Origin of the sequence: Pseudomonas frederiksbergensis (assembly GCF_003732665.1) — a bacterium.
GTDB classification, from domain to species: Bacteria; Pseudomonadota; Gammaproteobacteria; order Pseudomonadales; family Pseudomonadaceae; genus Aquipseudomonas; species Aquipseudomonas frederiksbergensis_G.
In genome coordinates this window covers 13,753-36,320 of the sequence record NZ_MOBP01000003.1, presented here as the reverse complement: position 1 = coordinate 36,320, position 22,568 = coordinate 13,753, and the positions used below count along the sequence as shown (strand labels likewise).

Below are 22,568 nucleotides of genomic sequence, written 5' to 3'. Positions count from 1 at the left end.
GGCCTCGAAAAATATAAGCACGGCACATACATTTAGACCTAGAAAGAGAGGCTTCCGAAAGCGGCACCCCTGTCACCAACGGGAACAATGGAAGGTAAAGAATATAAGAATGAGATCGGCGCAAGCGCAGGAAAGCCCAGCCGCTGGATACGTATTGAATTAAGCGCAAAAACAATCCATGGACATCCGATTTCAGAAAACGAATTTAGGAGGCTGACAAAGTGATAGACCTGACTTTTATCAAGGGAAAAATCACTTACGATGATCTTTCTTCACTGGAGAACACCGACATTTCTAGTCAGATCGATTCCCTCAAAGAAGATCTGCTGCAAGTTGAATACTCTGATTGCTATTTGCTTGATGTCGGCTGGTATCCCTCGTTTGATATCAACGGCTCTTTTCAGATCAGTGTCATCAAAGATTATGACTGGGGCGCACCTCAGCTTTTTTCAAAGGCCAGATCGATTTCGGCCCTCAAGATGCAAATCACCGAAGCGCAAAATTTTATAATTAGCGCAGCAAAAAACTGAAGGGTACTGCTTTAATCAAATCAAAAAGCCCAACTAACTATTGGGCTTTATCACCGCCTCATTCTTCAACTCGGCTCCCCCGACCCATCCTCCCCCGCAATGTCAGGATCATCCGGACTCGCCTCAACATCCCCCCGTTTCACATCACTACCCGGAAACTGTTCAACCCCTGCCTCATCCTCATCATCAGGCGGACGCTGATCTCGACTCAAGGAATCAGTGGGCGAAGGCAGCGGGTATTCAGGCGTTTCACCGTCAGTGACTTTCAGATCAGCGTTCATCAAGCACCTCTCGAAGGGCCTGAAAAGCAGGCCCTGATATTTCGAAAGTGGGGCTATGCAGGCGTTCTATCCAAGGGACGATCGGTCAATCTTCGTCCGAGTCTTCCTCTTCATACTCCGTATTGCCCACATCCCCGGCATCATCGGAGTCGTTGAGCGGTACTGTCGCGTCGTCCATCAACGACCCCGGGTCTTCATTACCCGGATCGTTCAAATACGGCACGCCGCTGGAGTCCTCTTCCTTATCTTTGTCCTTGTCTTCGGTTTCAAGCGTCATGGCGCGCCTCACATATTTCAGGGAGTGTATGAAGTTCGAGGCGTCCTACAACCAATCGTTCCAGAGCCCTACCCACAGAAACGAAAAACCCGGCACTGGGCCGGGTTCTGCTGTTGCTTGATTTGAATCAGCGATGTTTGTTTCTGTGTTTATTCTTGTGTTTATGGCCACCGCCAGAGTGAGAGCTGCCACCGTCGCTACCCAGATTGTTGCCGACCGCACCACCCGCCGCACCACCCAGGCCCGCGCCAATGGTCGAACCGGTCGAGCCGCCCAAACTATGGCCGACTACCGAGCCACCCGCCGCGCCCACACCACCACCAACGGCCGCTGCCGTGCGACTGCCCTTGGGTGCACCGACCGCGCTGCCGGCCGCACCGCCAACCCCGGCGCCGATGGCCGCGCCGGTGCTGCCGCCCATTTGCTGGCCGACTACGTTACCCAGCGCTCCGCCCAACCCACCCCCGACTGCTGACGTGCCATCGCCGGCCGCCATGGCGCCCTGGGCGACGAGAAGTCCCAAAACCAACGTGGACAATGTCAAACGCATGATATGAACCTCAAGATTTCCGCATTAGGGACCAGACTCGCGTCGCAGACGGAACGCGTGGTTAGTTATACGAGGTTGGATGCCTTTGCGGGGGATTTCGTTCCGAAACGAAAAAGCCCGGCATCACACCGGGCTTTTGAGCTGACCCTCTGGATCAGTGGCGCTTGTGGCCTTTCGATAGGTTTGTACCTACCGCGCCGCCCGCCGCGCCGCCCAGGCCGGCGCCGATGGTTGCACCGGTCTTGCCGCCGAGGCTGTTGCCGATCACCGAACCGCCCGCCGCGCCCACACCACCGCCGATAGCCGCTTTGGTACGGCTGCCTTTCGGAGCGGCAATCGCACTGCCCGCCGCGCCGGCTACGCCAGCACCAACTGCTGCGCCGGTGCTGCCGCCCATTTTCTGGCCGAGCACATTACCCAGCGCGCCACCCAGACCACCACCGAGCGCGGCAGTGCCTTGACCGGCAGCCATCGCACCTTGAGTAACCAAAAGCCCCAGAACCAGGGCGGGCAGTGTTAAACGCATGACGAAAACCTCAACAATAGGGGGAACGAAAAGGCGGAGATTGAATGCTTTAGTGAAGGCAAAGTCCAGACACATTCCGGCTCAACCACGCTATGGGCGACGGTTGGACAGCGTTTATGGAAAAGGTTTTATGACAGGCAAAAAAAAGCCCGCTGGGGAAACGGGCTGGAGTACTACTTTCTAACGGATGAGCTGAGACTACGTAGGTCCTTGTGAAAAGTTTGTGAAAGAAAATCACGAATCGTCCGTAGGGCATTTCTTTATTTCGACCCAGCAAAAATGAAAAACCCCGCTCAATGGCGGGGTCTGCGCTGTTGCCGGTTACTTCCGGGAAGGTGCTGCCACTTTGGGCAGGAATTTCGACCTGGTGGCCCGAGGTGCCGTCGATTTGATCTTGCCAGTCTTGACCTGATCCTCGCCAAAGCCAGCCACATATTCGGTCTGGCCACACTGCACGCAATTGTTGATTGGAAACTCAGCCCCATCGTCTTCGATATACGGATCAGCCATCTTTTCGCCCCTTTCAAAACAGGGTCGATACCGGCAAGCCCTATTTGCCTGAAAAATATCGACCACCAAGGCTTTTGAGACTAGCTGGTCATTACTGGACTTGCGGTTCAGGTCCTGCTGGGGCCGACGAATGGCCGATGCCTGCTTCCTGCACACTGGCCGTGCAACAAACAGAAACACATCCCGCGTCCCAGCCCCTAAAGATTTTCAGCTACAAGCCGCTGCCCTTACTCCTACGCAAAAAACTCAGGGAGAGAACATGGACATCAAGGGAATGCCGTCACTGATCAACACCACGCCCATCACGCTCACCCCCGAGCAGATCGCGGCCGGTAAAGCAGGTGGCGAAAAAATAAAGGAGATGATCGACTCCGGCGCTATCGACATGAAAAACCCGGCAGGCATGCCGCCGAACTCTAGCGTCATCTATCACCCGAGCAATCCGTCGCCGTCACAGCCCACCGAGCCAGGAACTCCCCTGGTCGCTGTCATTACCTATATCGGCCGCACCGAGCCCACCAAAGACTTTCCGGCCGCCCATGACCGCCTGATGGCAGCCCATGACAACCTCAAGACTACCTACATGCAGTTTCTGGACGATCTGAAAAACATCGACCCGGCACTTGAGGAAAAAGACTTCGGTTTTACCGTCGATCCGCAAGGCCAACTCAAGGCTACGTCCCTCTCCGGCTCGATCAGCGCCGAGGACCTCTCCCGTCTTTCCGACTTCATGAATCAGTCCGGCGCGTTGAAAGATGCCGCCAACGAATACGCTAAAAGTTCGTTCGATTTTGTGAAGGAGGACACGGAGTACCTGGGCACGGGCGGCTTTGTTCTGAACAAAGACAACTTCGAAAAAACCATCGATCTCGGCCAACTGTTTACCTATCAAAAGTCGGGAAACATGAACATGAGCAACTATTTTTTCAACCAGGTCTACACCAAGGGCGAGCGCGCACCGCATACCGTCTGATCAGCCTGACGACGCCCGTGCGCTAACCGCCACGGGCCGTCTCATCTCAACTTGACCGCCGTCCCCGTCACAAACACCACCACCATCCCGCCCTTGCCCGCTGGCATGCTGATCTCGAAATCAAGCCCCACCACCGCCCTGAACTGATTCGGCGCTGACGATATCCAGGTAGGCAGTGATTTGCCCGGAACGTCTGAGGGGATTGGTTGACCGGCAGCGGGTATTCGGCTGGGAACTGACTGTTTTTGGCGCGCTGGCGCCAGCGCTCGAGTCATGCAATGAACTGCAAGCGCATGGTAATTACGAGCCCTCGGCAGCCACACATGAAAGGGAGGAAGAGCTGGACCGCGCCATCGTTAAAGCCCATCCGCTTTTGTGGGAGTTGGCCAATCCTCCCGAACTTTTCAACGGGCAAAATATATCGTGGCAGTATCGCGAGTACAGCAAACGCCGGCTAACTGGCGCTATACCGCGCAACTTGGCCGTTGAAACCCAGTACGAAGTTATGGTGCGCAACTACCGCTGGCGGTGATGAACGCACGCATCACTGGCAATCCGAACATTGGCCGCAAAATTCAAAGCGCCATCGACCGCTTCCCTGACAGCACCCACTTGATAACCTGTGGCGACGCTCACATTCTGCATAATCCGTTGCAGAACTTTGTGCGCATACCCGAGAGCGTCGTAAGAATTGTGGATGCCTGTTGAATGCCGACTGTATTCGAATCCTAAAATAAATCCGTCCCCCTCAAACTATCAGACAATTGCCGGTTATCCGATAACCAAAAACCTCACTTTACCGCGACCTTGGAGAGTATCTCTCCCAGGCACTCGGCTACGGTCTTCTCACTGGCATCTAAAATCAACGCGGGCGCAACGGGCACTTCATAAGGTGCACTAACGCCCGTGAAATCGGGAATCAGGCCCGCCCTGGCTTTACGGTATAAACCCTTCGGGTCGAGGCTTTCGCAAACGCTCAGCGGTGTACTCAAATAGACTTCCAGAAAACGTTCCTCGCCGAGGATAGATCTGGCCTGCTCGCGTTGTTCACTGCAAGGAGAGATACAGGCAACCATCACCATCACCCCCGCCTCGTTCATTAAACGCGCAACTTCTGCGATGCGCCGTATATTTTCAGAACGGTCCTCAGTGGAAAAACCGAGATCTTTACATAAACCGTGTCGCAGATTATCGCCATCCAGCACAAACGCAGATCGACCACTTTCGACGAAGATTTTTTCCAGGGCAAACGCAAGTGTTGATTTGCCTGCACCGCTCAAACCAGTGAGCCAAATGGTCATTGGCTCCTGCAAGCACAGCTGATCACGTTCGGTTTGGGTCACTCGAGTTGAATGCCATACCACATCATCCTTGACATCCATTTTTGTTTTTTTCATGCCTAAACATCACTTCGAGTTCGCGTTTTACATGCCCAGCATTGTTAGAGCGTATTTTTGTTATACGCTATCGCTCTTATCAGGCTTCGAAACTAGTTAAACTTGAACAGCCTCAACGTCTTTGGCGATCCGTCTAATGGTGGAACCGATCCATCGAACACCTAATGCACCCTTCAAGAAAGGAAGTCTTTCGGCACTCAAGCTGAGCACCAGTTTTGAGTCAACGTAAAACTCCAGGCTTCTTTCGTCGGCCACCACTCGAATAACACCAGAGTACGGCAAGCCCGGGATATTAACGCTTGGATCTTGAGCCCACTCAACACCATTATTGGTCCAGAATACCAAACCCGCCTCAATGGCATTGAAAGGCTTGATCAACAAGGCATGCATATCCGTATCACCGCCACTGCCCTGATAAGTCACAACCCCGACATGAGCATCGGATGACGTACTGTCCAGGGTATAACTGAATTCCAGGCACTTTTCAGTCTGATCGGAACCCTTAAGCTGTTTAATTAAACAAAGCGTGTCAGGCTGAGCCTCTTTTCCACCGTCCGCAAGTTGCTTTGGACCGCCATAAATGAGCTCCATATCGGCCCAGTCACTTTGAGCGTTAATTAAACGCTGGCAAGTAGTCAACCGTTCTTCAGACTTACGGTCAAACAAGCTATCTTCTATAAGCTCTGACACGAAAGGAAAAATATGACCATGGTGTGCCAAATCGCTTACATTCAACAAACGAACTTCGTTCACCGCGCCATAAGGCCCGAGGCAAAAGTAATCCAAAGGCTTGTAGCTATCGCGTTCCAGGATCCACAGACCGCTCATTGAGCTGCGGCGCAAGTTACGTCCTGTCATCTGGCTTTCACCCACCACCATAAAATCGGTGGTTACAGCCAACCCTCGTGTAAAGATCGGGCTTCCCGCCTCCCAAACGATACGGTTCGAATCCACATCGATCAGCGCACCTATATTGCTATGACAGGCGATCTTCTGCCCCTCATCCGACACCCAGATATTGTGCAGTCCCGTTCTTCCCTCAATGGGTTCCAGACTGACAAGTTCCAGCTCCGGGTATGTAAGAACAGCAAGCAATGAGCCATTATGATGACCATGAGCTACTACATATAAATGGCCATCTTTTTCAAACAAAGAATTAAGGTGATCACCTTTTATCTCTTGAACAGACAAACGGTCCCAACGCGCTTCTGACAGTTTTTTCTCTTGAAAATGACCCGGCTTATTCAGATCCAGGGCGGTGATGGCATTTCTGCCAGTATTGGTGCTGACCACCCGACCATCAGAGGCACAGATAATTTGATGGGGCGCGGATAAGAAAGAATCACTACGGTACTGGCCGTGGGAAAGCCAACCGAGCTCAGAATTGGCGTAGGAGTGAATATCCATGAGCTTGTTGTTATCAATACCCGAGTGGGACAATACGAGTTCGTTGCCACCTGGAAACCAAGAGACGCCGTAATATTCTGGGCGTTCGCTTTCCAGTGGGATGACTCTTTTGGAAGACAAATCAACCAGAAGCAAATACTCGGCTGTAGCAACAATAGCAAATACTGGATCCAATATACTCATCTCCACGACACCTATTTCGACCCGGGAATGCCTTCAGATTGCGCAGGTCCACAATAGCCGCCAATTTTAACTAATCGGTTCAATAAAACAATAATTCATATTGTCGAATGGTCCACACCATCAGATAAATCCTATCGGGTATCGACCTTGATACACAAAACTGAACACCGATTCTTCTATTCAAGAACCATCGGCATTTGCACGTAGTGTTTTACGTATTAACGACGTCGCATACAGATAACAAAGAGGCGAGGCAAAATTTCCAAAGCATAAAACCACAAAACCCCTGACTTCTCTCGAAATCAGGGGTTCTGGTTACATCGAATTTGGCGGTGAAGGAGAGATTCGAACTCTCGATACAATTTCTTGTATACACACTTTCCAGGCGTGCTCCTTAAGCCACTCGGACACTTCACCGTATCTCTTCAAACAAGTTCTGTCTGTCGAGGCGCGCTAATGTAGTCGAAAGCTTTTCCGATGGCAAATATTTTTTCAGAATTTTCATGCGGTTAGCGATTCAGGCGCTGCGGCGGGTTCCGGGGCATGGCAAACCTGCCAATCTCCGGCGTCGCGCCCTCTTCTATATAGAGGGGAATGCACGGCGGGTGCAGCCGGCTACGCCTGGCGGGCGAGGAAAGGGTGACCGGCGGGTCAGTCACGGCGCTTTACCTGGCTGACGGCGGTGGGTAACGTCTGCTTCAACTTTCATACAAGGAATAGCGTCATGAGTGAGTTGATTTCCTACCACCTCGAAGACGGTATCGCGACCCTGACGTTGAGCAATGGCAAGGTCAACGCCATTTCCCCGGACGTGATTGCGGCGTTTAACGCTGCGCTGGATCAGGCGGTGACTGATCGTGCAGTGGTGATCATTACCGGTACGCCTGGGATTTTGTCGGGTGGTTATGATCTGAAGGTGATGACGGCGGGCCCTAAAGAAGCCGTGGCACTGGTGACCGCAGGTTCGACCCTGGCCCGTCGCCTGTTGTCGCACCCGTTCCCGGTAATCGTGGCGTGCCCTGGGCATGCGGTGGCCAAGGGTGCGTTCCTGTTGTTGTCGGCGGATTACCGCATTGGTGTCGATGGCGCGTTCAGCATTGGCCTGAACGAAGTGCAGATTGGCATGACCATGCACCACGCCGGGATTGAGCTGGCCCGTGATCGCCTGAGCAACGCGGCGTTCCATCGCTCGGTGATCAATGGCGAGATGTTCAACCCGCAGAGCGCGATCGCCGCCGGTTTCCTCGATGTCGTGGTGTCGGCCGAAGAGCTGCAAAACACTGCACTGGCGGCGGCGCGTCAGTTGAAGAAGATCAACATGACCGCCCACAAGAACACCAAGCTGAAAGTGCGCAAGGCACTGCTGGAGACGCTGGACAACGCGATCATCCAGGATCAGGAGCATTTGGGTTAAGCCCAGGTCGCCTGCCGCAACGAAAAGCCCGACCGTCGTGTCGGGCTTTTTCGTATATGCGCTGTTGAAAAGTCAGCAACCGCTCTAGGCCGCGTCTGACCCACAGGTCGGAAACATGCGCTAAAACATCGCCTATCTCCCACCTCTATAGCGGCAATTGCCGAAAACAGTGCACATCCGTACACTGCGCCACCTTTTGTCCCGGTGGGGCCTGTAAATGCTGTTTGTGTTTCGTATGTTATTGATGGGCCTGCACTTTATTCTGGCCGGTGTGCTGGGGGTGATCCTGGGCCTGTGCCGGCCGTTCAACCCGGACAACAGCCGTTTGTGCGCCCGCCTCTATGCCTGGCCGGCGATGTGTATTTTGCGATTGCGGGTAAAGACCGATGTCGGTCCGTTGATGGACAAACCGAACAGCTGCGTGATCATCGCCAATCACCAGTCCAACTACGATCTGTTTGTGTTCGGCAACGTGGTGCCCCGCCGTACCGTGTGCATCGGCAAGAAGAGCCTGAAGTGGGTGCCGCTGTTCGGTCAGTTGTTCTGGCTGGCGGGCAATGTGTTGATCGACCGGGGCAATGCGCACAAGGCGCGCCAGTCGATGCTCACCACCACCCACACTTTGCAGCATGAAGACACGTCAATCTGGGTGTTCCCGGAAGGCACGCGCAACCTCGGTGAAGACTTGCTGCCGTTCAAGAAAGGCGCGTTCCAGATGGCGATTGCCGCCGGGGTGCCGATCGTGCCGGTGTGTGTCAGCAGTTACGTCAAACACATGCGATTGAACCGCTGGCGCAGTGGGAAAATTCTGATTCGTTCGCTGCCGGCGATTCCTACCGCCGGGTTGAGCATGGACGACATGCCGCTGCTGATCGCCCAGTGCCGCGAACAGATGCGCGAGTGCATCGCCTCGATGGATCGGCAACTGCAAGCCGCCTGAAAAGAAACCCGCCCTGTGCGGGTTTTCTTTTGCCCGTGAAACGCTTGTCCGTGAACTCCACAGATTTCACTGAATCTCTACAAGCAGAAGGCTAAGCTGGACACTGCCTGCCACTGCCATTGAATCAATAAGAAGTGAACCACCATCATGGGTAGAGTTGTTGCTGCTGCGGTTTATAGCGCCGGTAAAAAAATCACCAATATCACGCTCGATGAAGGCGCTGCCTGGGCGGCCAAGACCGGTCACTTTGTGTGGATCGGCCTCGAAGAGCCCAACGCCCAGGAGCTGACCAACCTGCAACGCCAGTTCAATCTGCATGAACTGGCCATCGAAGACGCCCTGGAAAAGCACAGCCGACCGAAGCTGGAAACCTTCGGCGATGCGCTGTTTATCGTCACGTATTCGCCGATCCGCCATGAAGGCAAGCTGGAGTTCATCGAGACTCACATTTTTGCCGGCAAGGGCTACATCATCACCGCCCGCAACGGTCACTCGGCGTCCTACGCCCATGTCCGCCAGCGTTGTGAGGCGCGTCCTATTTTGCTGGAGCACGGGGAAGATTTCGTACTCTATGCCATCCTCGATTTCGTTATCGAAAACTACCAACCGGTGGGCGAAGCGATCCACGCCGAGATCGATGAACTGGAACGCAACGTGCTGTGCAGTGCGCTGAATGAATACGACATCCAGAAACTCCACAGCCTGCGCCGCGACGTGCTGCGCTTGCGCCGGTACGCGGCGCCGATGGTGGAGATCGGTGAAGAACTGCAGAAGCTGAGCTTCCCGTTTATCGACAAGAACATGCGCCCCTACTTCCGCGATGTGCAGATTCACGTGACGCGGCAGATGGAAGACCTGACAACCCTGGCGGACATTGCCAGTCAGACCATTGAGGTGGGGGTGTTGCTGGAGGCATCACGCCAGAGCGTGGTGCAACGCAAGTTTGCGGCATGGGCGGCGATTCTGGCATTCCCGACGGCGGTGGCCGGGATCTATGGGATGAACTTCCAGAACATGCCGGAGTTGAGTTGGCATTACGGGTATTTCGCGGTGTTGGGGTTTATTGCGGTGGGGTGTGTGGGGTTGTGGGCGAGTTTCAAAAGGTCGGGGTGGTTGTAGTCAAAACCGCGTCGTGTGTGACATTCGCGGGCAAGCCTCGCTCCTACAGGAGTCAGCGATCCCCTGTAGGAGCGAGCCTTGCCCGCGAAGCTTTTAGCCTTTAAACAGTCTGAGGCTTATGCGCCACAAACCGCATCATCCATTCCGCAACAGTGGTGCCGTGATGCTCATGCTCAAGGCTCGCCACACCTTTGGAATACACCTGCTCACCCAGCGCTTCCTGACGAATCTCCAGCAGCGCCCGTGAGTAGTCGTGAATGAATTCAGGGTGGCCCTGGAAGCACAGCACCTGATCGTTGATGTGGTACGCGGCGAACGGGCAGAAGTCACTCGAAGCGATCACCGTGGCGTTTTCCGGCAGTGCGGTGACCTGATCCTGGTGACTGATCAGCAACGTCAGTTCTTCCCGTACCGGGCTCATCCACGGTGCCTTGGCAGCGAGTTTGTAATTGTGGATGCCCACGCCCCAGCCTTGGGTCGCACGCTCGCTCTTGCCGCCCAGCAGCAACGCCAACAACTGATGGCCGAAGCACACGCCCAGTAGTTTGTCGCCGCGTTCGTAGCGGTTCAGCAGGTAGGTTCTGAGGGTTTCGATCCATGGGTCAGTGCCGAAGGAATCGGCTTTGCTGCCGGTGATCAGGTACGCGTCGAAGGTCAGTTCATCGCTGGGATAATCGCCCTGCATCACGTTGTAGACGGTGAACTCGGCTTCGATGGGTTGTTGCGAAAACAGACGCTGGAACATCTGCCCGTAACCCTGATATTGATCGACCAGTTCTGGACGCAGGATGTCGGTTTCCAGAATGCAGATGCGTAACGACATAAAAAATACCTGACACGTGATGGGAATAATGCACACCCCAGAGCCTGCCTTGAAACGTGGTGGCAAGGCAAGCCCCGAAGTGCGTCATCGGTCCCTTAGAACGCCTCCCCTTTGGCCGCTTTCTCCAGCAACAGCGCCGGCGGGGTAAAGCGTTCGCCATATTGCTCGGCCAGGTACTGGGCGCGGGCGACGAAATCCTTCACGCCGTATTGGTTGATGAATTGCAGCGCGCCGCCAGTCCAGGCCGCAAAGCCGATGCCGAAGATCGAGCCGACGTTGGCGTCCGCCGTCGAGGTCAGCACGCCCTCCTCCACACAGCGCACGGTTTCGATGGCTTGCACGAACAGCAGCCGATCACGCACATCCTTCGCCGAGATCTGCCCGTCAGCCTTCTCGAAACGGGTTTTCAGCTCCGGCCACAGATGTTTCTGGCCGCCCGCCGGGTAATCGTAAAAACCGCCTCCTGCCGCCTTGCCGGACCGCTTGTATTCGTTAAGCAACAAGTCAATCACGGCGAACGCCGGGTGTTCTATCAGCGGCTTCCCTTCTGCTTGTAGGTCTTTGGCCGTTTGCTGACGGATGTGGCTCATCAGGCTGAGGGAAACTTCGTCGGAAATGGCCAGAGGACCGATCGGCATCCCGGCCTTGCGCGCTTCGGTCTCGATCATCGGCGCGCTCACGCCTTCGCCGAGCATGGCGATGCCTTCGTTGGTGAAGGTGCCAAACACCCGGGAAGTGAAGAAGCCGCGACTGTCATTGACCACAATCGGGGTCTTCTTGATTTGCAGGACGAAATCGAAACCACGGGCCAGGGTTTCGGCGCTGGTGTTCGCGCCTTTGATGATTTCCACCAACGGCATTTTTTCCACGGGGCTGAAGAAATGCAGGCCGATGAATTTGCTCTGGTCCGGCACGGCGGTGGCGAGACCGCTGATGGGCAAGGTCGAGGTGTTGGAGGCGATCACCGCGTCGAGGCCGACGACTTTCTGTGCCGCCGACGAGACTTTGGCTTTCAGCTCGCGATCTTCAAACACCGCTTCGATAATTAGGTCGCAACCGGCCAAATCGGCATCGTTCTCCGTGGTTTTGATCCGCGCCAGCACCGCATCACGCTGCTCGGCGCTCAACTGGCCACGGGATACTTTTTTATCCAGCAGCGCCGCCGAATGCGCCTTGCCCTTCTCCGCGGCTGCCAGGCTGATGTCCTTGAGCACCACGTCGATCCCGGCCGAGGCGCTGACGAAAGCGATCCCGGCGCCCATCATCCCCGCCCCCAGCACACCGACCCGGCGCGTGACATAAGGCGCAAACCCCTGGGGCCGCGAGCCACCGGCATTGATCTCATTGAGCTGGAACCAGAACGTGCCGATCAGGTTTTTCGAGACCTGGCCGGTGGTCAGTTCGGTGAAGTAGCGGGTTTCGATCAGGTGCGCGGTGTCGAAATCCACTTGCGCGCCTTCCACCGCCGCGCAGAGGATTTTCTCCGGCGCGGGCATGCAGCCCTGGGTTTTGGCGCGCAGGATCGACGGCGCGATGGCCAGCATTTGCGCGACCTTCGGATTCGACGGCGTACCGCCCGGAATCTGATAACCCTTCACGTCCCAGCGCTGCACAGCGGTTGGATTGGCCAGGACCCACGCCCGTGACTTGGCCAGCAGTTCCTCGTGGTCCGCCGCCAACTCATCGATCAAACCGGCCTGCAATGCCTGTTGTGGCCGCACTTTCTTGCCTTCGAGCAGGTACGGCAGGGCTTTTTCCAGGCCCAGCATGCGCACCATGCGCACCACCCCGCCGCCGCCCGGCAACAGGCCAAGGGTCACTTCCGGCAGGCCGAGTTGCACCGATGGATTGTCCAGCGCCACGCGATGATGGCAAGCCAGGCAGATTTCCCAACCGCCGCCCAGGGCCGCGCCGTTGATGGCGGCGACCACCGGTTTGCCGAGGGTTTCCAGGGTGCGCAATTGCCCCTTCAACGTCAGCACCATGTCGTAGAAGGCTTTGGCTTCGGGTTTGCCGACCTTGATCAGTTCATTAAGGTCGCCGCCGGCAAAGAAGGTTTTCTTGGCCGAGGTGATGATGACCCCGGCGATGTTTTCCTTGTCCGCCACTAACTGGGCAACACGGGCCGCCATGGCCTCGCGGTACACCCCGTTCATGGTGTTGGCGCTCTGGCCCGGCATATCGATGGTCAGGACGACGATGCCGTCCTGGCCTTTTTCGTAACGAATGGCTTCAGTCATGAAGGCGTTTCCTTGAATTCGGGGGCTCAGAGGCATTCGATGATGGTGGCAATGCCCATGCCGCCGCCGACACACAAGGTCGCGAGGCCATAGCGCAAGCGCCGGGTTTCCAGTTCATCGAGCAGGGTGCCGAGGATCGCGCAACCGGTGGCGCCCAACGGGTGACCCATGGCGATCGAGCCGCCGTTGACGTTGACCTTGTCCGGGTCGATGGCCATGTCCTTGATGAACTTCAACACCACCGAGGCGAAGGCTTCGTTGACCTCGAACAGGTCGATGTCTTCGACCCGCAACCCGGCCTTGGCCAACGCCTTGCGGGTGGCCGGCGCCGGGCCGGTGAGCATGATGGTCGGGTCGGTACTGGTCACCGCCGTGGCAACGATTCGCGCCCGTGGCTGCAAACCCAGCGCCCGACCACGGGATTCGGAACCGATCAGCATCAGCGCCGCGCCGTCGACAATCCCGGAGCTATTGCCCGGCGTGTGCACGTGGTTGATTCGCTCCACATGGCTGTAGACCCGCAGCGCCGTGGCGTCGAAGCCCATTTGCCCCATCATTTCGAAACTCGGCTTGAGCTTGCCCAGGCCTTCCAAAGTCGACTCGGCGCGAATGAACTCATCGTGATCGAGCAGGATGATGCCGTTCTGATCCTGCACCGGCACCAGGGACTTGTTGAACGAACCGTCGGCCCGGGCCCGTGCGGCTTTTTGCTGGGAATACAGCGCGTAGGCGTCGACGTCCTCGCGGCTGAAGCCTTCAATCGTGGCGATCAGGTCAGCACCGACGCCTTGGGGGGTGAAATGGCTGTGCAGGTTGGTTTCCGGGTCCAGGGCCCAGGCACCGCCGTCGCTGCCCATGGGCACCCGGGACATCGACTCAACGCCACCGACCACCACCAGGTCTTCGAAACCGGAACGGACTTTCATCGCGCCGAGGTTCACCGCCTCCAGCCCCGAGGCGCAGAAGCGATTGATCTGCACACCCGCCACGCTGACGTCCCAATCGGCGACCTGCGTCGCGGTTTTGGCAATGTCGGAGCCCTGATCGCCGATGGGCGTGACGCAACCGAGCACCACGTCATCGACCTGGCTGGTGTCCAGGGATGTGCGTTGCTGCAACGCCCTCATCAACCCGGCCACCAGGTTCACCGGTTTGACGCTGTGCAACGCACCATCGGCCTTGCCTTTGCCGCGGGGCGTGCGTAACGCGTCGAAAATCAGAGCTTCGGTCATGTGGTCCTCGAACCTGTGCGGTGATAAATGCTGAGTTCTCACCATAAGCCGAGAGGCCAAGGATTCAATGACCGCAATGCTCACAGGCGTTGACGGTCACGCTCAGACGGACGGTAGTCGGCTATCGGATTAACCGATTCAGGTGACGAAGCTGTCTAGCAAACGGGCGCCCAAGAAGCTGGCAATAGGCCTCATGCCTTTTTAAGAGCTTTTTACGTTTGCACCATACTAAATGGATCTAAACCAAGCGTGACGCGGGCTCTAAGGTGAACATGTACGAAGTTGTCGTCGGGTTTTGCTGAGGCACTCGTCCTACAGGAAGTTCAGCGCTTTGCCGTCATGGAGATATGCAGGCAAGCATCGGGAAATAACAAAAAAGGCGGTCAGCCATGTTCAAGCATTCGAAAGTACGTCAAGCCGGACTCATCCTATTCGCCACTACGCTGTTGTTGATTTTGCCGAACCTGACCAAGGTGATTGGCTGACTCAAGCTCTAGAGTTTTTTATCGCCTATTAAAAATGTGAATGGCTCGCTACCCGGGCCAGCGTGGGTGTGCCAACCTTTGCGGCACTTCCACGACACGGACGGCGATCACTTGAAAGCATTTATTCTGTTCGGGGCCTTGCTGTTCGGCACGTCCCTGCACGCCGCAGAGCTGAAACTTGAGCTCGGCGCGAACAGCCGCACCTGGCAGACCGAGGAGCTGCTCAAGCATCCTCAGGTCCAGACCATCACCATCAACGACGACGTTTCCTACAAACGGGACATGCGCTATCAAGCGGTGCCGTTGGCGGCGTTGTTGACGGGCATCAAGCCTGACGACCACCTGCAAGCCGTGGCACTGGATGGTTTTGCCGCCGAACTGGCGGCGGGACCGTTGCTCAATGCCAAAGGGGCGCAAGCCTGGCTGGCGATTGAAGACCCGGCCAAGCCGTGGCCGCCGCTGTCCGAGGGCAAGCCCGGCGCCGGACCGTTTTACCTGGTCTGGACCGACCCCAAGGCCGGCAATATCAGCCCCGAGCAATGGCCGTTCGAAGTCGCCAGCATCAAACGCCTGGCGCCGGTGGCCGAGCGCTTCCCTGCCCTGCTGCCCGATCCTGCGTTGAAGGCAGACGATCCGGTGAACAAGGGCTTTGCGCTGTTCCAGAAGAATTGCCTGGCCTGCCATCGACTCAATGGCGCGGGTGATGCGCAGTTCGGACCGGACCTGAACATTCCGTACAACCCCACCGAGTATTTCGGCGCGGACTTCCTCAAGCGCTACATTCGGGATCCGCAGAGTTTGCGCCAGTGGCCGCAGGCGAAGATGCCAGCGTTTTCCGAGCAGGTGTTGCCGGCGGGGGATCTGGATTTGCTGGTGGGGTATTTGAAGCATATGGCGGGGCGTAAGGTTAAGCCTTAGCTCTGTGCTGCCTGGGCTGGCCTCTTCGCGGGCAAGCCTCGCTCCTACAGGGGATTTGTGTCGTTCACAGATCCAATGTGGGAGCGGGCTTGCTCGCGAAGTGGTATCCCCGATTACTGCTGCTGGACGGAGATCACCGGCGCAAACACCGGCGTCGGCGAGACAAACACCTTCGCGTGCATCTGCTCGCATCCACCACCCCGGCGCATTCCGCGCACCGGGCAGGCGTCCAGATAATCCAGACCCACCGCCAGTTTCAAGTGACGCTCCGGCCGCGCCAATTGGTTGGTCACGTCAAAACTGTACCAGGCGTCATCGAGCCAGGCTTCGGCCCAGGCATGGCTGGCCAAGTGTTCGCTGTTCTCGCTGTACAAATACCCCGACACATATCGCGCCGGAATCCCCAGGCTACGGGCGCAGGCGAGGAATGCGTGGGTGTGGTCCTGGCACACGCCGGAACGCCCGGCGAAAGCCTTGGCCGCCGTGGTGTCGACTTCGGTGGAGCCCGGCGTGTAGGTCATGTACTGATTCAGGCTTTGCATCAAGTCGATCAACGCGGTGCGATCCCGGCGTTTTTTGCATTCTTTTTCCGCGAACCCACGCAAGGCTTCGTCGGGTTCGGTCAGCCGGGTGAAGCGCAGGAACGGCAACGCCGACTGGCTCTCGTGCTCGGCTTCGCGCAGCTCATCGATATCGACCTGGCCACGGGCACCAATGATGATCGCTTCGTGGGGTTCGTCCATGGTCAGCACGTGCAGGATATTGCCGAACGGATCGAGTTGCGCGCGCACCGGGCGCGGCAGATCGAGTTGCCAACTGAGCACGTGCTGGCGCTCGCTGTCGTGAGGGGTCAGCCGCAAATACTGGATGCTCGCCCGCACCTGATCTTCGTAGTGATAGGTGGTCTCGTGGCTAATGGAAAGTCTCATGCAGCCTCCAGGTAGGAACTGTGTATGGCGTTGCCCAACTGGCGCACCAGCGGGATGAACTCGGTCAGCCAGGCGTGCAGGCCTTCGTCGAGAATTTCGGTGATGCCGGTGTAGCGCAAGCGCGCGTCCATTTCTGCCGCCAGGCGTTGCGCTGGACGGCCGTTGGCCCCCGGCAACTGGGCGAGAATCTGGTCGATTTCTTCGGTGCAGGCGCGCAACGAACGCGGCACGTCGGCACGCAGCAACAGCAATTCGGCAACATGCCGGGCGCCAGGTGCATCGCGGTAAATCTCGGTGTAGGCCTCGAACGAGGACAACGCCCGCAGCAACGCACTCCACTGGTAATAGGCGTGCGCCGTGCCGTCGCTGACCGCTTCAGCCTGATCACCGGCCATTTCGTAGCGGGCGTCGAGCAGGCGCAAGGTGTTGTCGGCGCGCTCGATAAAGGTGCCCAGACGAATAAACCGGAACGCATCGTTACGCATGATCGTGCCGTAGGACGCACCGCGAAACAGGTGGGAACGTTCCTTGATCCACTCGCAAAACCGGCTCATGCCGTAGCGACTCAAGCCCTGCTCGGCGATCCCGCGAATTTCCAGCCAGGTGGCGTTGATGTTTTCCCACATGTCGGCGGTGATTCGCCCACGTACCGCATGGGCACTGGCCCGCGCCGAACCGAGGCAGCTGTAGATGCTCGCCGGGTTCTCGGCGTCCAGGGCGAAGAAATGCAGCAGCCGTTCGGCATGCAACTCGCCATGGCGCTCCAGGTAATCGTCGAGGGTGCCGGTGATCAACAGCGGCATGGCGAGTTCGTGCAGGCCATCGCCGCGACCGTCCTGCGGCATCAGCGACAGCGAATAACTGATGTCGAGCATCCGTGCGAGGTTTTCCGCCCGCTCCAGGTAACGCGACATCCAATACAAATCCGAGGCAGTTCTACTTAACATGGCAGGCTTCCTTCAATCCTCGACCACCCAGGTGTCCTTGGTGCCGCCGCCCTGGGAGGAATTCACCACCAGGGAGCCTTCACGCAAAGCAACACGGGTCAAACCGCCGGGCACAACCCGGGTTTCGCGGCCAGACAATACAAACGGACGCAGGTCGATGTGGCGTGGCGCGATGCCGTTTTCGACAAAGGTCGGACAGGTCGACAGGGACAACGTCGGTTGCGCGATGTACGCGTGGGGCTTGGCCTTGATCCGCGCGCGGAACGACTCGATTTCCGCTGCCGTCGCCGCCGGCCCCACCAGCATTCCGTAACCGCCGGAGCCCTGGGTTTCCTTGACCACCAGGTCGGGAAGATTGGCCAGGACGTGGGACAGTTCCGAGGGATTGCGGCATTGCCAGGTCGGCACGTTTTTCAGGATCGGTTCTTCATCGAGGTAGAAACGAATCATGTCCGTGACGAACGGATACACCGACTTGTCATCCGCAACCCCGGTGCCGATAGCATTGGCCAGCACCACGTTGCCGGAGCGATAAGACGACAGCAGCCCCGGCACGCCGAGCATCGAGTCCGGGTTGAACGCCAGCGGATCGAGGAACGCATCGTCGAGGCGCCGGTAGATCACGTCGACCGCTTTTGGCCCGTCCGTGGTGCGCATGAACACCTTGTCATCGCGCACGAACAGGTCCGCGCCTTCCACCAGTTCCACGCCCATTTCCCGCGCCAGGAAAGCGTGCTCGAAAAACGCGCTGTTGAAACGCCCAGGGGTCAGCACCACCACGCTCGGGTTATCGATCGGGCTGGAGCTTTTCAGGGTGTCGAGCAACAGGTTCGGGTAGTGGTCGATGGGGGCAATGCGTTGCGCCGCGAACAGCTCGGGGAACAGGCGCATCATCATCTTGCGATCTTCGAGCATGTAGCTCACGCCGCTCGGTGTACGCAGGTTGTCTTCGAGCACGTAGTACGTGCCGTCGCCGTCGCGCACCAGATCGACGCCGGAGATGTGGGAATAGATATCCCGGTGCAGATCCAGGCCTTGCATCGCCAACTGGTATTGCTCGTTGGCCAGCACTTGCTCGGCCGGGATAATGCCGGCCTTGATAATGCGCTGCTCGTGATAGAGGTCGGCGAGGAACATGTTCAACGCCTTGACCCGCTGGATGCAGCCACGTTCGACGATCCGCCATTCACTGGCGGGGATGCTGCGGGGGATGGTGTCGAAGGGAATCAGGCGCTCTGTCCCCTGCTCATCGCCATAGAGCGTGAAGGTTATGCCGGCACGATGAAACAACAGATCGGCCTCGCGTCGCCGTTGTGCCAAAAGCTCGTCAGGCGTTTCGGCCAGCCAACGGGCGAACTCCCGATAATGCGGGCGGACCAGGCCGCCGGCATCGTACATCTCATCAAAATAGGTGCGGATCATGCCGTACTCCTTGTCACCCGGACATCTAGGCATCGCAAGGCCCGTGCCATCGGCATAAACGCTTAAATTTCAATCAGTTGGATAATCGCCCCAAAAGCACCGCACCAATGCTGTGCGGCAAACGCCCCAACCCGATCGCCCCCGCTTCATTGCGAAGCAATGTTGTCGCCTATCAACAGCATAGTCAGAGTTGATTTCACTGCCCGGGGGTTGATGCGGATAATCCGCGCATTCGTTGCAAAACCTCTCGAACTTCCCTTTGGCCGCCTGTTTAGGCGGTTTTTTTTTGGGTTTTGAAATGTTGTGAATCAAAAGCGAAGATCAAAAGATCGCAGCCTCGTTTCACTCGACAGCTCCTACAGGGGACGGGGAACCGCACAAACGAAAACGGCCAACCCGAAGGTCAGCCGTTAATGGATGTTGTCGCTGTTCATAATGTTATGCGAGTAGCCCTCGTACCTCCTGCTTGACGCCCCATCCTTCGATGATGCCGCCCAGAGGTTCGACCACGGCCTCGAAGTCCTGCTCAAAGTCGCCGATGCCGTCGTAGGTGGCGTACATCACTTTGCTCAGTTCCAGATGCCATGCGCCGTCGTCGCGCACGCTGATCTGGGCATTCAAGGATTCACCACAAAAATGACCTGCCGCCCTGCGTGCCCGCTCCTCGTCCGGGAATATCGCGTAGAACTCGATGGGATGGAACCGTGAAAAGTCGAAACCGCCTTCCTTCATGCGGCGCAGTACGCTGGTACTGATGTCTTCTTGATAGGCTGTGCTCATGAATCGTCCTCCTAACACCATATGGATAGACTTTCCGTACTCCCGAGGCCCGCAACCGATTGGTGGAGGCCATACGGCAACCAGGTTGCCGCCGGGATTTAAGCATGTAGCTGACAAGACCAGACCTTAGCGATCCGTTCGCTGATCTCGCTTGCAGAGTAGCCCCATCTCGGAGCCGCTGCCAAGGTCTGGTTGTGAAAGAGACAGGTGAGGTTCAGACAGGAGTAATGCCGAGGATTTGAATGCTGTTCTGGGTCTTGAGACTTTTAACGCAAGCATCAGCGGTTCGCCCTTCCAGATCGTTCAGATCCAGTTCGGCAGCGACAGGCAAAAGCCGGGCCTTGATGAGTTTGGCCGCGTGCTCGTTATCCGGGCACTCGTCGCACTCAAAGACTTCATCGAGCGTTTCGCCGTGATCATCCACGAAAGTGATTTTCCACTTTTGCATCAGTGCCTCCTCGATCAAACCCGCAAATGGGCTTACAACTATCTGGACTTTTGGCCTGACTGATCGTTCAAACGGATTGCGGCGCTGACTCATGAAAAAACACAAAACCCCTGTAGGAGCAAAGCTTGCTCGCGAAGGCGGTGTACCAGTCGACATATGTTTTAACTGATACACCGCTTTCGCGAGCAAGCTTCGCTCCTACAGGGGTTACGCGTTATTCAGGGGATTACGCGTCGGCTTCAGTCGTTGCTTGGCTTGTTGATCGCGTTCAGCACGTATTGCGGCATGGCGAACGCGCCGATGTGGATTTCCGGGTTGTAGTAGCGGGTGATGATGCCGCTGCCGGCGAAGCGCTGTTGCAGGGTTTCGCGGGACAACTTGCGATACGCGGTATTGGTCGCGCCCCAGGCAAACGTCATGGCGCCGCCGATGTAGGTCGGCACGGCCGCCTGGTAGAAGTGCCAGTCCGGAAACAGGCTGCGCAGGCGCCCGGCGGTGGTTTGCACTTCGCCCAGTTGCATGAATGGCGTACCGTTCTGCGTCACCAGGATGCCGCCTTCGTTCAGGCAACGGTGGCAGGCCTGGTAGAAGTTTTCCGAGAACAACACTTCGCCCGGCCCGATCGGGTCGGTGGAGTCGGAAATGATCACGTCGAATTTTTCAGCGGTGGTGGCAACGAAACGCATGCCGTCGTCGATCACCAGGTTCAACCGTGGGTCGTCGTATGCACCCTTGGAGTGGTTCGGCAGGAACTCCTTGCACATGTCGACCACGGTGCCGTCGATCTCGACCATGGTGATGTGCTCGACGCTGCCGTGCTTGGCCACTTCACGCAACATGCCGCCGTCGCCACCGCCGATGATCAGCACGCGCTTGGCGGAGCCATGGGCGAGGATCGGCACGTGGGTGAGCATTTCGTGGTAGATGAATTCGTCGGCTTCGGTGGTCTGGATCACACCGTCCAGCGCCATGACCCGGCCCATGCGCGGGTTTTCGAAGATCACCAGGTGTTGGTGTTCGGTGCGCACTTCGTGCAGCAGTTTTTCCATGCGAAAACGCTGGCCGTAACCTTCGTAGAGGGTTTCCAGGTATTCGCTGGTTTTGGTGGTGGTCATGGGAAGTGCTCCGATGAATGCGGCGGCAACGGACGGTTACCCGCCCATGATGGCCAATCGAAAGGCTCGATTGCCCGGCAAAGGCGCGCATTCTACGTTGCGGAACATGACAGGTCGAACGTCACGTGATGACGTGCCGCAATCCCTTGTGGGAGCGGGCTTGCTCGCGAAGGCGTCGTGTCAGTTGATGTTTATTTTGACTGATACACCGCTTTCGCGAGCAAGCCCGCTCCCACAGGGAAAGTGTGGACCTTCAGGAAGGCGTCAGATCCTGACATTCCCCCGTGGCCCGGCGATGGCCCAGATGATCAGGCCCAGCACCGGCAGCAGCAGGATCAGCAGCACCCAGATGATCTTCATCCCGGTTTCGGCGCCGCTTTTCAGCACGTTGATGATGGCCCAGATGTCCAGGGCAAGAATGATCAGGCCAACCAGACCGTTGAAACTGGAACCCATAGTGTTGCTCCCAAGAAAGTGGCATGCAGTCTTAGGATAGCCGGCCCTCGGGAGGGTTCCGTTTTATTGTGTTAAACGTGGATAGCCACTTTCAGGGCTTCCAGGGAAGGTGCGGCGGCGATGCCAACCTGGGCGCACAACTCAAGCACGCGGGGCACGTCGTTGCCGTAGACCAGCACCACTTGCAGTTCGTCGTCGAGCAACTGGCTGAAGTTCATCAGGGTGTAGCCGCCTTTTTCCTTGTTCATGCTGCCCATCTGCACCTGAATGCGGTTGAGCGCGGTCAGGGCTTCGGTCTTGGCCAGTTGCTTGGGCTTGATGTTGAAGTCCACACCGGGGCCGAACGAAGCGACGATCTGGGCGAACAGGTCAACGTAGGTGTCAGCCTGGAACAGCACGGTTTCCGGCAGGCTGCCGACAACGACCCATTCGCCCAATGGCATCGGGAAGGTGTCGTCGTAGTTAATGTCCGGATTGGCCGCCAGGAAAGCCTCGGGATCAGCGAAGGCCTGGGCCGCTTCGTCAGCGATCTTCAGGATTTCGTCTTCGCCCATGCACCCGGAGCTGATTTTGCTGATGAGTTCGACGAGTGCGGTTTTCATGGGGATGGATCCTGTAGCGAGGGGAAATTTTGAGGGCGCGAAGGATACCTCCATTTACCTTGTA

At 57.1% G+C, this 22,568-nt stretch carries 25 protein-coding genes and 1 tRNA gene; 7 read left to right on the top strand and 19 right to left on the bottom strand.

Annotation, left to right across the window (positions count from 1 at the left end; translation table 11 throughout):
* Nucleotides 1-221 precede the first annotated feature (221 nt).
* On the top strand, nucleotides 222-530 hold the full coding sequence (locus BK665_RS04330) for a hypothetical protein (RefSeq protein WP_123403211.1): 309 nt from the start codon (nucleotides 222-224) through the stop codon (nucleotides 528-530).
* 65 nt (nucleotides 531-595) lie between these two features.
* Here the strand turns inward: BK665_RS04330 and BK665_RS34730 are convergent, their stop codons facing one another.
* From BK665_RS34730 to BK665_RS04305, 5 genes are all read right to left on the bottom strand, one after another.
* Nucleotides 596-811, bottom strand: coding sequence for a hypothetical protein (locus BK665_RS34730; RefSeq protein WP_123403209.1), 216 nt, complete (start codon nucleotides 809-811; stop codon nucleotides 596-598).
* 85 nt (nucleotides 812-896) lie between these two features.
* Entirely contained in the window at nucleotides 897-1,088 is a 192-nt protein-coding gene (locus BK665_RS04320; RefSeq protein WP_123403207.1) for a hypothetical protein, read from the bottom strand.
* A gap of 127 nt (nucleotides 1,089-1,215) precedes the next feature.
* Complete coding sequence (locus BK665_RS04315; RefSeq protein WP_123403206.1) at nucleotides 1,216-1,638, bottom strand: hypothetical protein; 423 nt, start codon at nucleotides 1,636-1,638, stop codon at nucleotides 1,216-1,218.
* Nucleotides 1,639-1,792: 154 nt separating this feature from the next.
* A complete protein-coding gene (locus BK665_RS04310; protein WP_123403204.1) occupies nucleotides 1,793-2,164 on the bottom strand; it encodes a bacteriocin in 372 nt (123 codons plus the stop codon).
* A 321-nt stretch (nucleotides 2,165-2,485) separates the two neighbouring features.
* Nucleotides 2,486-2,674 (bottom strand): hypothetical protein, encoded by a 189-nt coding sequence (locus tag BK665_RS04305; RefSeq protein WP_123403202.1) that lies wholly within the window; start codon nucleotides 2,672-2,674, stop codon nucleotides 2,486-2,488.
* Between the two features lie 259 nt (nucleotides 2,675-2,933).
* On the opposite strand from BK665_RS04305, the gene BK665_RS34725 reads away from it, so the two are divergent.
* Both BK665_RS34725 and BK665_RS34415 read left to right on the top strand, forming a co-directional pair.
* Complete coding sequence (locus BK665_RS34725) at nucleotides 2,934-3,647, top strand: hypothetical protein (protein WP_259699572.1); 714 nt, start codon at nucleotides 2,934-2,936, stop codon at nucleotides 3,645-3,647.
* Nucleotides 3,648-3,822: 175 nt separating this feature from the next.
* A complete protein-coding gene (locus tag BK665_RS34415) occupies nucleotides 3,823-4,179 on the top strand; it encodes a hypothetical protein (protein ID WP_185076450.1) in 357 nt (118 codons plus the stop codon).
* Nucleotides 4,180-4,438: 259 nt separating this feature from the next.
* On the opposite strand, the gene cysC is transcribed toward BK665_RS34415, so the two are convergent.
* The 3 genes from cysC to BK665_RS04285 form a co-directional block, all read right to left on the bottom strand.
* On the bottom strand, nucleotides 4,439-5,029 hold the full coding sequence (cysC, locus tag BK665_RS04295) for an adenylyl-sulfate kinase (protein ID WP_123403200.1): 591 nt from the start codon (nucleotides 5,027-5,029) through the stop codon (nucleotides 4,439-4,441).
* A gap of 111 nt (nucleotides 5,030-5,140) precedes the next feature.
* Nucleotides 5,141-6,634, bottom strand: a complete 1,494-nt coding sequence (locus BK665_RS04290) for a hypothetical protein (protein ID WP_123403198.1) — start codon at nucleotides 6,632-6,634, stop codon at nucleotides 5,141-5,143.
* Between the two features lie 327 nt (nucleotides 6,635-6,961).
* Nucleotides 6,962-7,051 (bottom strand) — tRNA-Ser (locus tag BK665_RS04285).
* A 307-nt stretch (nucleotides 7,052-7,358) separates the two neighbouring features.
* Between BK665_RS04285 and BK665_RS04280 the strand changes: the two genes are divergently transcribed.
* The 3 genes from BK665_RS04280 (at nucleotide 7,359) to BK665_RS04270 (ending at nucleotide 10,107) form a co-directional block, all read left to right on the top strand.
* Nucleotides 7,359-8,048, top strand: a complete 690-nt coding sequence (locus BK665_RS04280) for a crotonase/enoyl-CoA hydratase family protein (RefSeq protein ID WP_123403195.1) — start codon at nucleotides 7,359-7,361, stop codon at nucleotides 8,046-8,048.
* Nucleotides 8,049-8,265: 217 nt separating this feature from the next.
* Entirely contained in the window at nucleotides 8,266-8,988 is a 723-nt protein-coding gene (locus BK665_RS04275; RefSeq protein WP_123403193.1) for a 1-acylglycerol-3-phosphate O-acyltransferase, read from the top strand.
* Between the two features lie 147 nt (nucleotides 8,989-9,135).
* The gene (locus BK665_RS04270; RefSeq protein ID WP_123403191.1) at nucleotides 9,136-10,107 is read left to right on the top strand and encodes a magnesium and cobalt transport protein CorA; all 972 of its coding nucleotides are present in this window, start codon (nucleotides 9,136-9,138) and stop codon (nucleotides 10,105-10,107) included.
* A gap of 100 nt (nucleotides 10,108-10,207) precedes the next feature.
* On the opposite strand, the gene BK665_RS04265 is transcribed toward BK665_RS04270, so the two are convergent.
* The 3 genes from BK665_RS04265 to BK665_RS04255 all read right to left on the bottom strand — a co-directional run bounded on the left by BK665_RS04265 (nucleotide 10,208) and on the right by BK665_RS04255 (nucleotide 14,402).
* The gene (locus BK665_RS04265; RefSeq protein ID WP_123403189.1) at nucleotides 10,208-10,930 is read right to left on the bottom strand and encodes an amidotransferase; all 723 of its coding nucleotides are present in this window, start codon (nucleotides 10,928-10,930) and stop codon (nucleotides 10,208-10,210) included.
* Between the two features lie 95 nt (nucleotides 10,931-11,025).
* Nucleotides 11,026-13,170 carry a 3-hydroxyacyl-CoA dehydrogenase NAD-binding domain-containing protein gene (locus tag BK665_RS04260; protein WP_123403187.1) on the bottom strand — a complete coding sequence of 715 codons (2,145 nt, stop codon included), beginning with the start codon at nucleotides 13,168-13,170 and terminating at the stop codon, nucleotides 11,026-11,028.
* Nucleotides 13,171-13,196: 26 nt separating this feature from the next.
* Nucleotides 13,197-14,402: an acetyl-CoA C-acetyltransferase gene (locus BK665_RS04255; protein ID WP_123403185.1), complete on the bottom strand. Its 1,206-nt coding sequence runs from the start codon at nucleotides 14,400-14,402 to the stop codon at nucleotides 13,197-13,199.
* 596 nt (nucleotides 14,403-14,998) lie between these two features.
* Between BK665_RS04255 and BK665_RS04250 the strand changes: the two genes are divergently transcribed.
* Nucleotides 14,999-15,805, top strand: coding sequence for a c-type cytochrome (locus BK665_RS04250; protein ID WP_185076425.1), 807 nt, complete (start codon nucleotides 14,999-15,001; stop codon nucleotides 15,803-15,805).
* Between the two features lie 113 nt (nucleotides 15,806-15,918).
* Here the strand turns inward: BK665_RS04250 and BK665_RS04245 are convergent, their stop codons facing one another.
* The 8 genes from BK665_RS04245 to BK665_RS04205 all read right to left on the bottom strand — a co-directional run bounded on the left by BK665_RS04245 (nucleotide 15,919) and on the right by BK665_RS04205 (nucleotide 22,504).
* On the bottom strand, nucleotides 15,919-16,734 hold the full coding sequence (locus BK665_RS04245; protein ID WP_123403183.1) for a transglutaminase family protein: 816 nt from the start codon (nucleotides 16,732-16,734) through the stop codon (nucleotides 15,919-15,921).
* A complete protein-coding gene (locus BK665_RS04240; RefSeq protein WP_123403181.1) occupies nucleotides 16,731-17,681 on the bottom strand; it encodes an alpha-E domain-containing protein in 951 nt (316 codons plus the stop codon). Before BK665_RS04240 ends, BK665_RS04245 begins: the two co-directional genes overlap by 4 nt.
* Nucleotides 17,682-17,693: 12 nt before the next feature.
* Nucleotides 17,694-19,103, bottom strand: coding sequence for a circularly permuted type 2 ATP-grasp protein (locus BK665_RS04235; protein WP_123403179.1), 1,410 nt, complete (start codon nucleotides 19,101-19,103; stop codon nucleotides 17,694-17,696).
* Nucleotides 19,104-19,541: 438 nt separating this feature from the next.
* Nucleotides 19,542-19,883, bottom strand: coding sequence for a ribonuclease E inhibitor RraB (locus BK665_RS04230; protein ID WP_054048564.1), 342 nt, complete (start codon nucleotides 19,881-19,883; stop codon nucleotides 19,542-19,544).
* Between the two features lie 214 nt (nucleotides 19,884-20,097).
* Nucleotides 20,098-20,331 (bottom strand): hypothetical protein, encoded by a 234-nt coding sequence (locus tag BK665_RS04225; protein WP_123403177.1) that lies wholly within the window; start codon nucleotides 20,329-20,331, stop codon nucleotides 20,098-20,100.
* A 239-nt stretch (nucleotides 20,332-20,570) separates the two neighbouring features.
* Nucleotides 20,571-21,446: a polyamine aminopropyltransferase gene (gene speE, locus BK665_RS04220; protein WP_123403175.1), complete on the bottom strand. Its 876-nt coding sequence runs from the start codon at nucleotides 21,444-21,446 to the stop codon at nucleotides 20,571-20,573.
* A 264-nt stretch (nucleotides 21,447-21,710) separates the two neighbouring features.
* Entirely contained in the window at nucleotides 21,711-21,902 is a 192-nt protein-coding gene (locus tag BK665_RS04210) for a PLDc N-terminal domain-containing protein (protein ID WP_123403173.1), read from the bottom strand.
* A gap of 71 nt (nucleotides 21,903-21,973) precedes the next feature.
* The gene (locus BK665_RS04205; RefSeq protein WP_123403171.1) at nucleotides 21,974-22,504 is read right to left on the bottom strand and encodes a hypothetical protein; all 531 of its coding nucleotides are present in this window, start codon (nucleotides 22,502-22,504) and stop codon (nucleotides 21,974-21,976) included.
* Between the last annotated feature and the right edge of the window lie 64 nt (nucleotides 22,505-22,568).

Coding starts and splice junctions, on each gene's coding strand:
- BK665_RS04305 (WP_123403202.1), bottom strand. CDS start 2,674: ATGGCTGATCCGTATATCGAAGACGATGGGGCTGAGTTTCCAATCAAC.
- cysC (WP_123403200.1), bottom strand. CDS start 5,029: ATGGATGTCAAGGATGATGTGGTATGGCATTCAACTCGAGTGACCCAA.
- BK665_RS04320 (WP_123403207.1), bottom strand. CDS start 1,088: ATGACGCTTGAAACCGAAGACAAGGACAAAGATAAGGAAGAGGACTCC.
- BK665_RS04280 (WP_123403195.1), top strand. CDS start 7,359: ATGAGTGAGTTGATTTCCTACCACCTCGAAGACGGTATCGCGACCCTG.
- BK665_RS04310 (WP_123403204.1), bottom strand. CDS start 2,164: ATGCGTTTAACACTGCCCGCCCTGGTTCTGGGGCTTTTGGTTACTCAA.
- speE (WP_123403175.1), bottom strand. CDS start 21,446: ATGACCACCACCAAAACCAGCGAATACCTGGAAACCCTCTACGAAGGT.
- BK665_RS04255 (WP_123403185.1), bottom strand. CDS start 14,402: ATGACCGAAGCTCTGATTTTCGACGCGTTACGCACGCCCCGCGGCAAA.
- BK665_RS04260 (WP_123403187.1), bottom strand. CDS start 13,170: ATGACTGAAGCCATTCGTTACGAAAAAGGCCAGGACGGCATCGTCGTC.
- BK665_RS34730 (WP_123403209.1), bottom strand. CDS start 811: ATGAACGCTGATCTGAAAGTCACTGACGGTGAAACGCCTGAATACCCG.
- BK665_RS04205 (WP_123403171.1), bottom strand. CDS start 22,504: ATGAAAACCGCACTCGTCGAACTCATCAGCAAAATCAGCTCCGGGTGC.
- BK665_RS04225 (WP_123403177.1), bottom strand. CDS start 20,331: ATGCAAAAGTGGAAAATCACTTTCGTGGATGATCACGGCGAAACGCTC.
- BK665_RS04315 (WP_123403206.1), bottom strand. CDS start 1,638: ATGCGTTTGACATTGTCCACGTTGGTTTTGGGACTTCTCGTCGCCCAG.
- BK665_RS04270 (WP_123403191.1), top strand. CDS start 9,136: ATGGGTAGAGTTGTTGCTGCTGCGGTTTATAGCGCCGGTAAAAAAATC.
- BK665_RS34725 (WP_259699572.1), top strand. CDS start 2,934: ATGGACATCAAGGGAATGCCGTCACTGATCAACACCACGCCCATCACG.
- BK665_RS04235 (WP_123403179.1), bottom strand. CDS start 19,103: ATGATCCGCACCTATTTTGATGAGATGTACGATGCCGGCGGCCTGGTC.
- BK665_RS04210 (WP_123403173.1), bottom strand. CDS start 21,902: ATGGGTTCCAGTTTCAACGGTCTGGTTGGCCTGATCATTCTTGCCCTG.
- BK665_RS04265 (WP_123403189.1), bottom strand. CDS start 10,930: ATGTCGTTACGCATCTGCATTCTGGAAACCGACATCCTGCGTCCAGAA.
- BK665_RS04290 (WP_123403198.1), bottom strand. CDS start 6,634: ATGAGTATATTGGATCCAGTATTTGCTATTGTTGCTACAGCCGAGTAT.
- BK665_RS04240 (WP_123403181.1), bottom strand. CDS start 17,681: ATGTTAAGTAGAACTGCCTCGGATTTGTATTGGATGTCGCGTTACCTG.
- BK665_RS04275 (WP_123403193.1), top strand. CDS start 8,266: ATGCTGTTTGTGTTTCGTATGTTATTGATGGGCCTGCACTTTATTCTG.
- BK665_RS04245 (WP_123403183.1), bottom strand. CDS start 16,734: ATGAGACTTTCCATTAGCCACGAGACCACCTATCACTACGAAGATCAG.
- BK665_RS04230 (WP_054048564.1), bottom strand. CDS start 19,883: ATGAGCACAGCCTATCAAGAAGACATCAGTACCAGCGTACTGCGCCGC.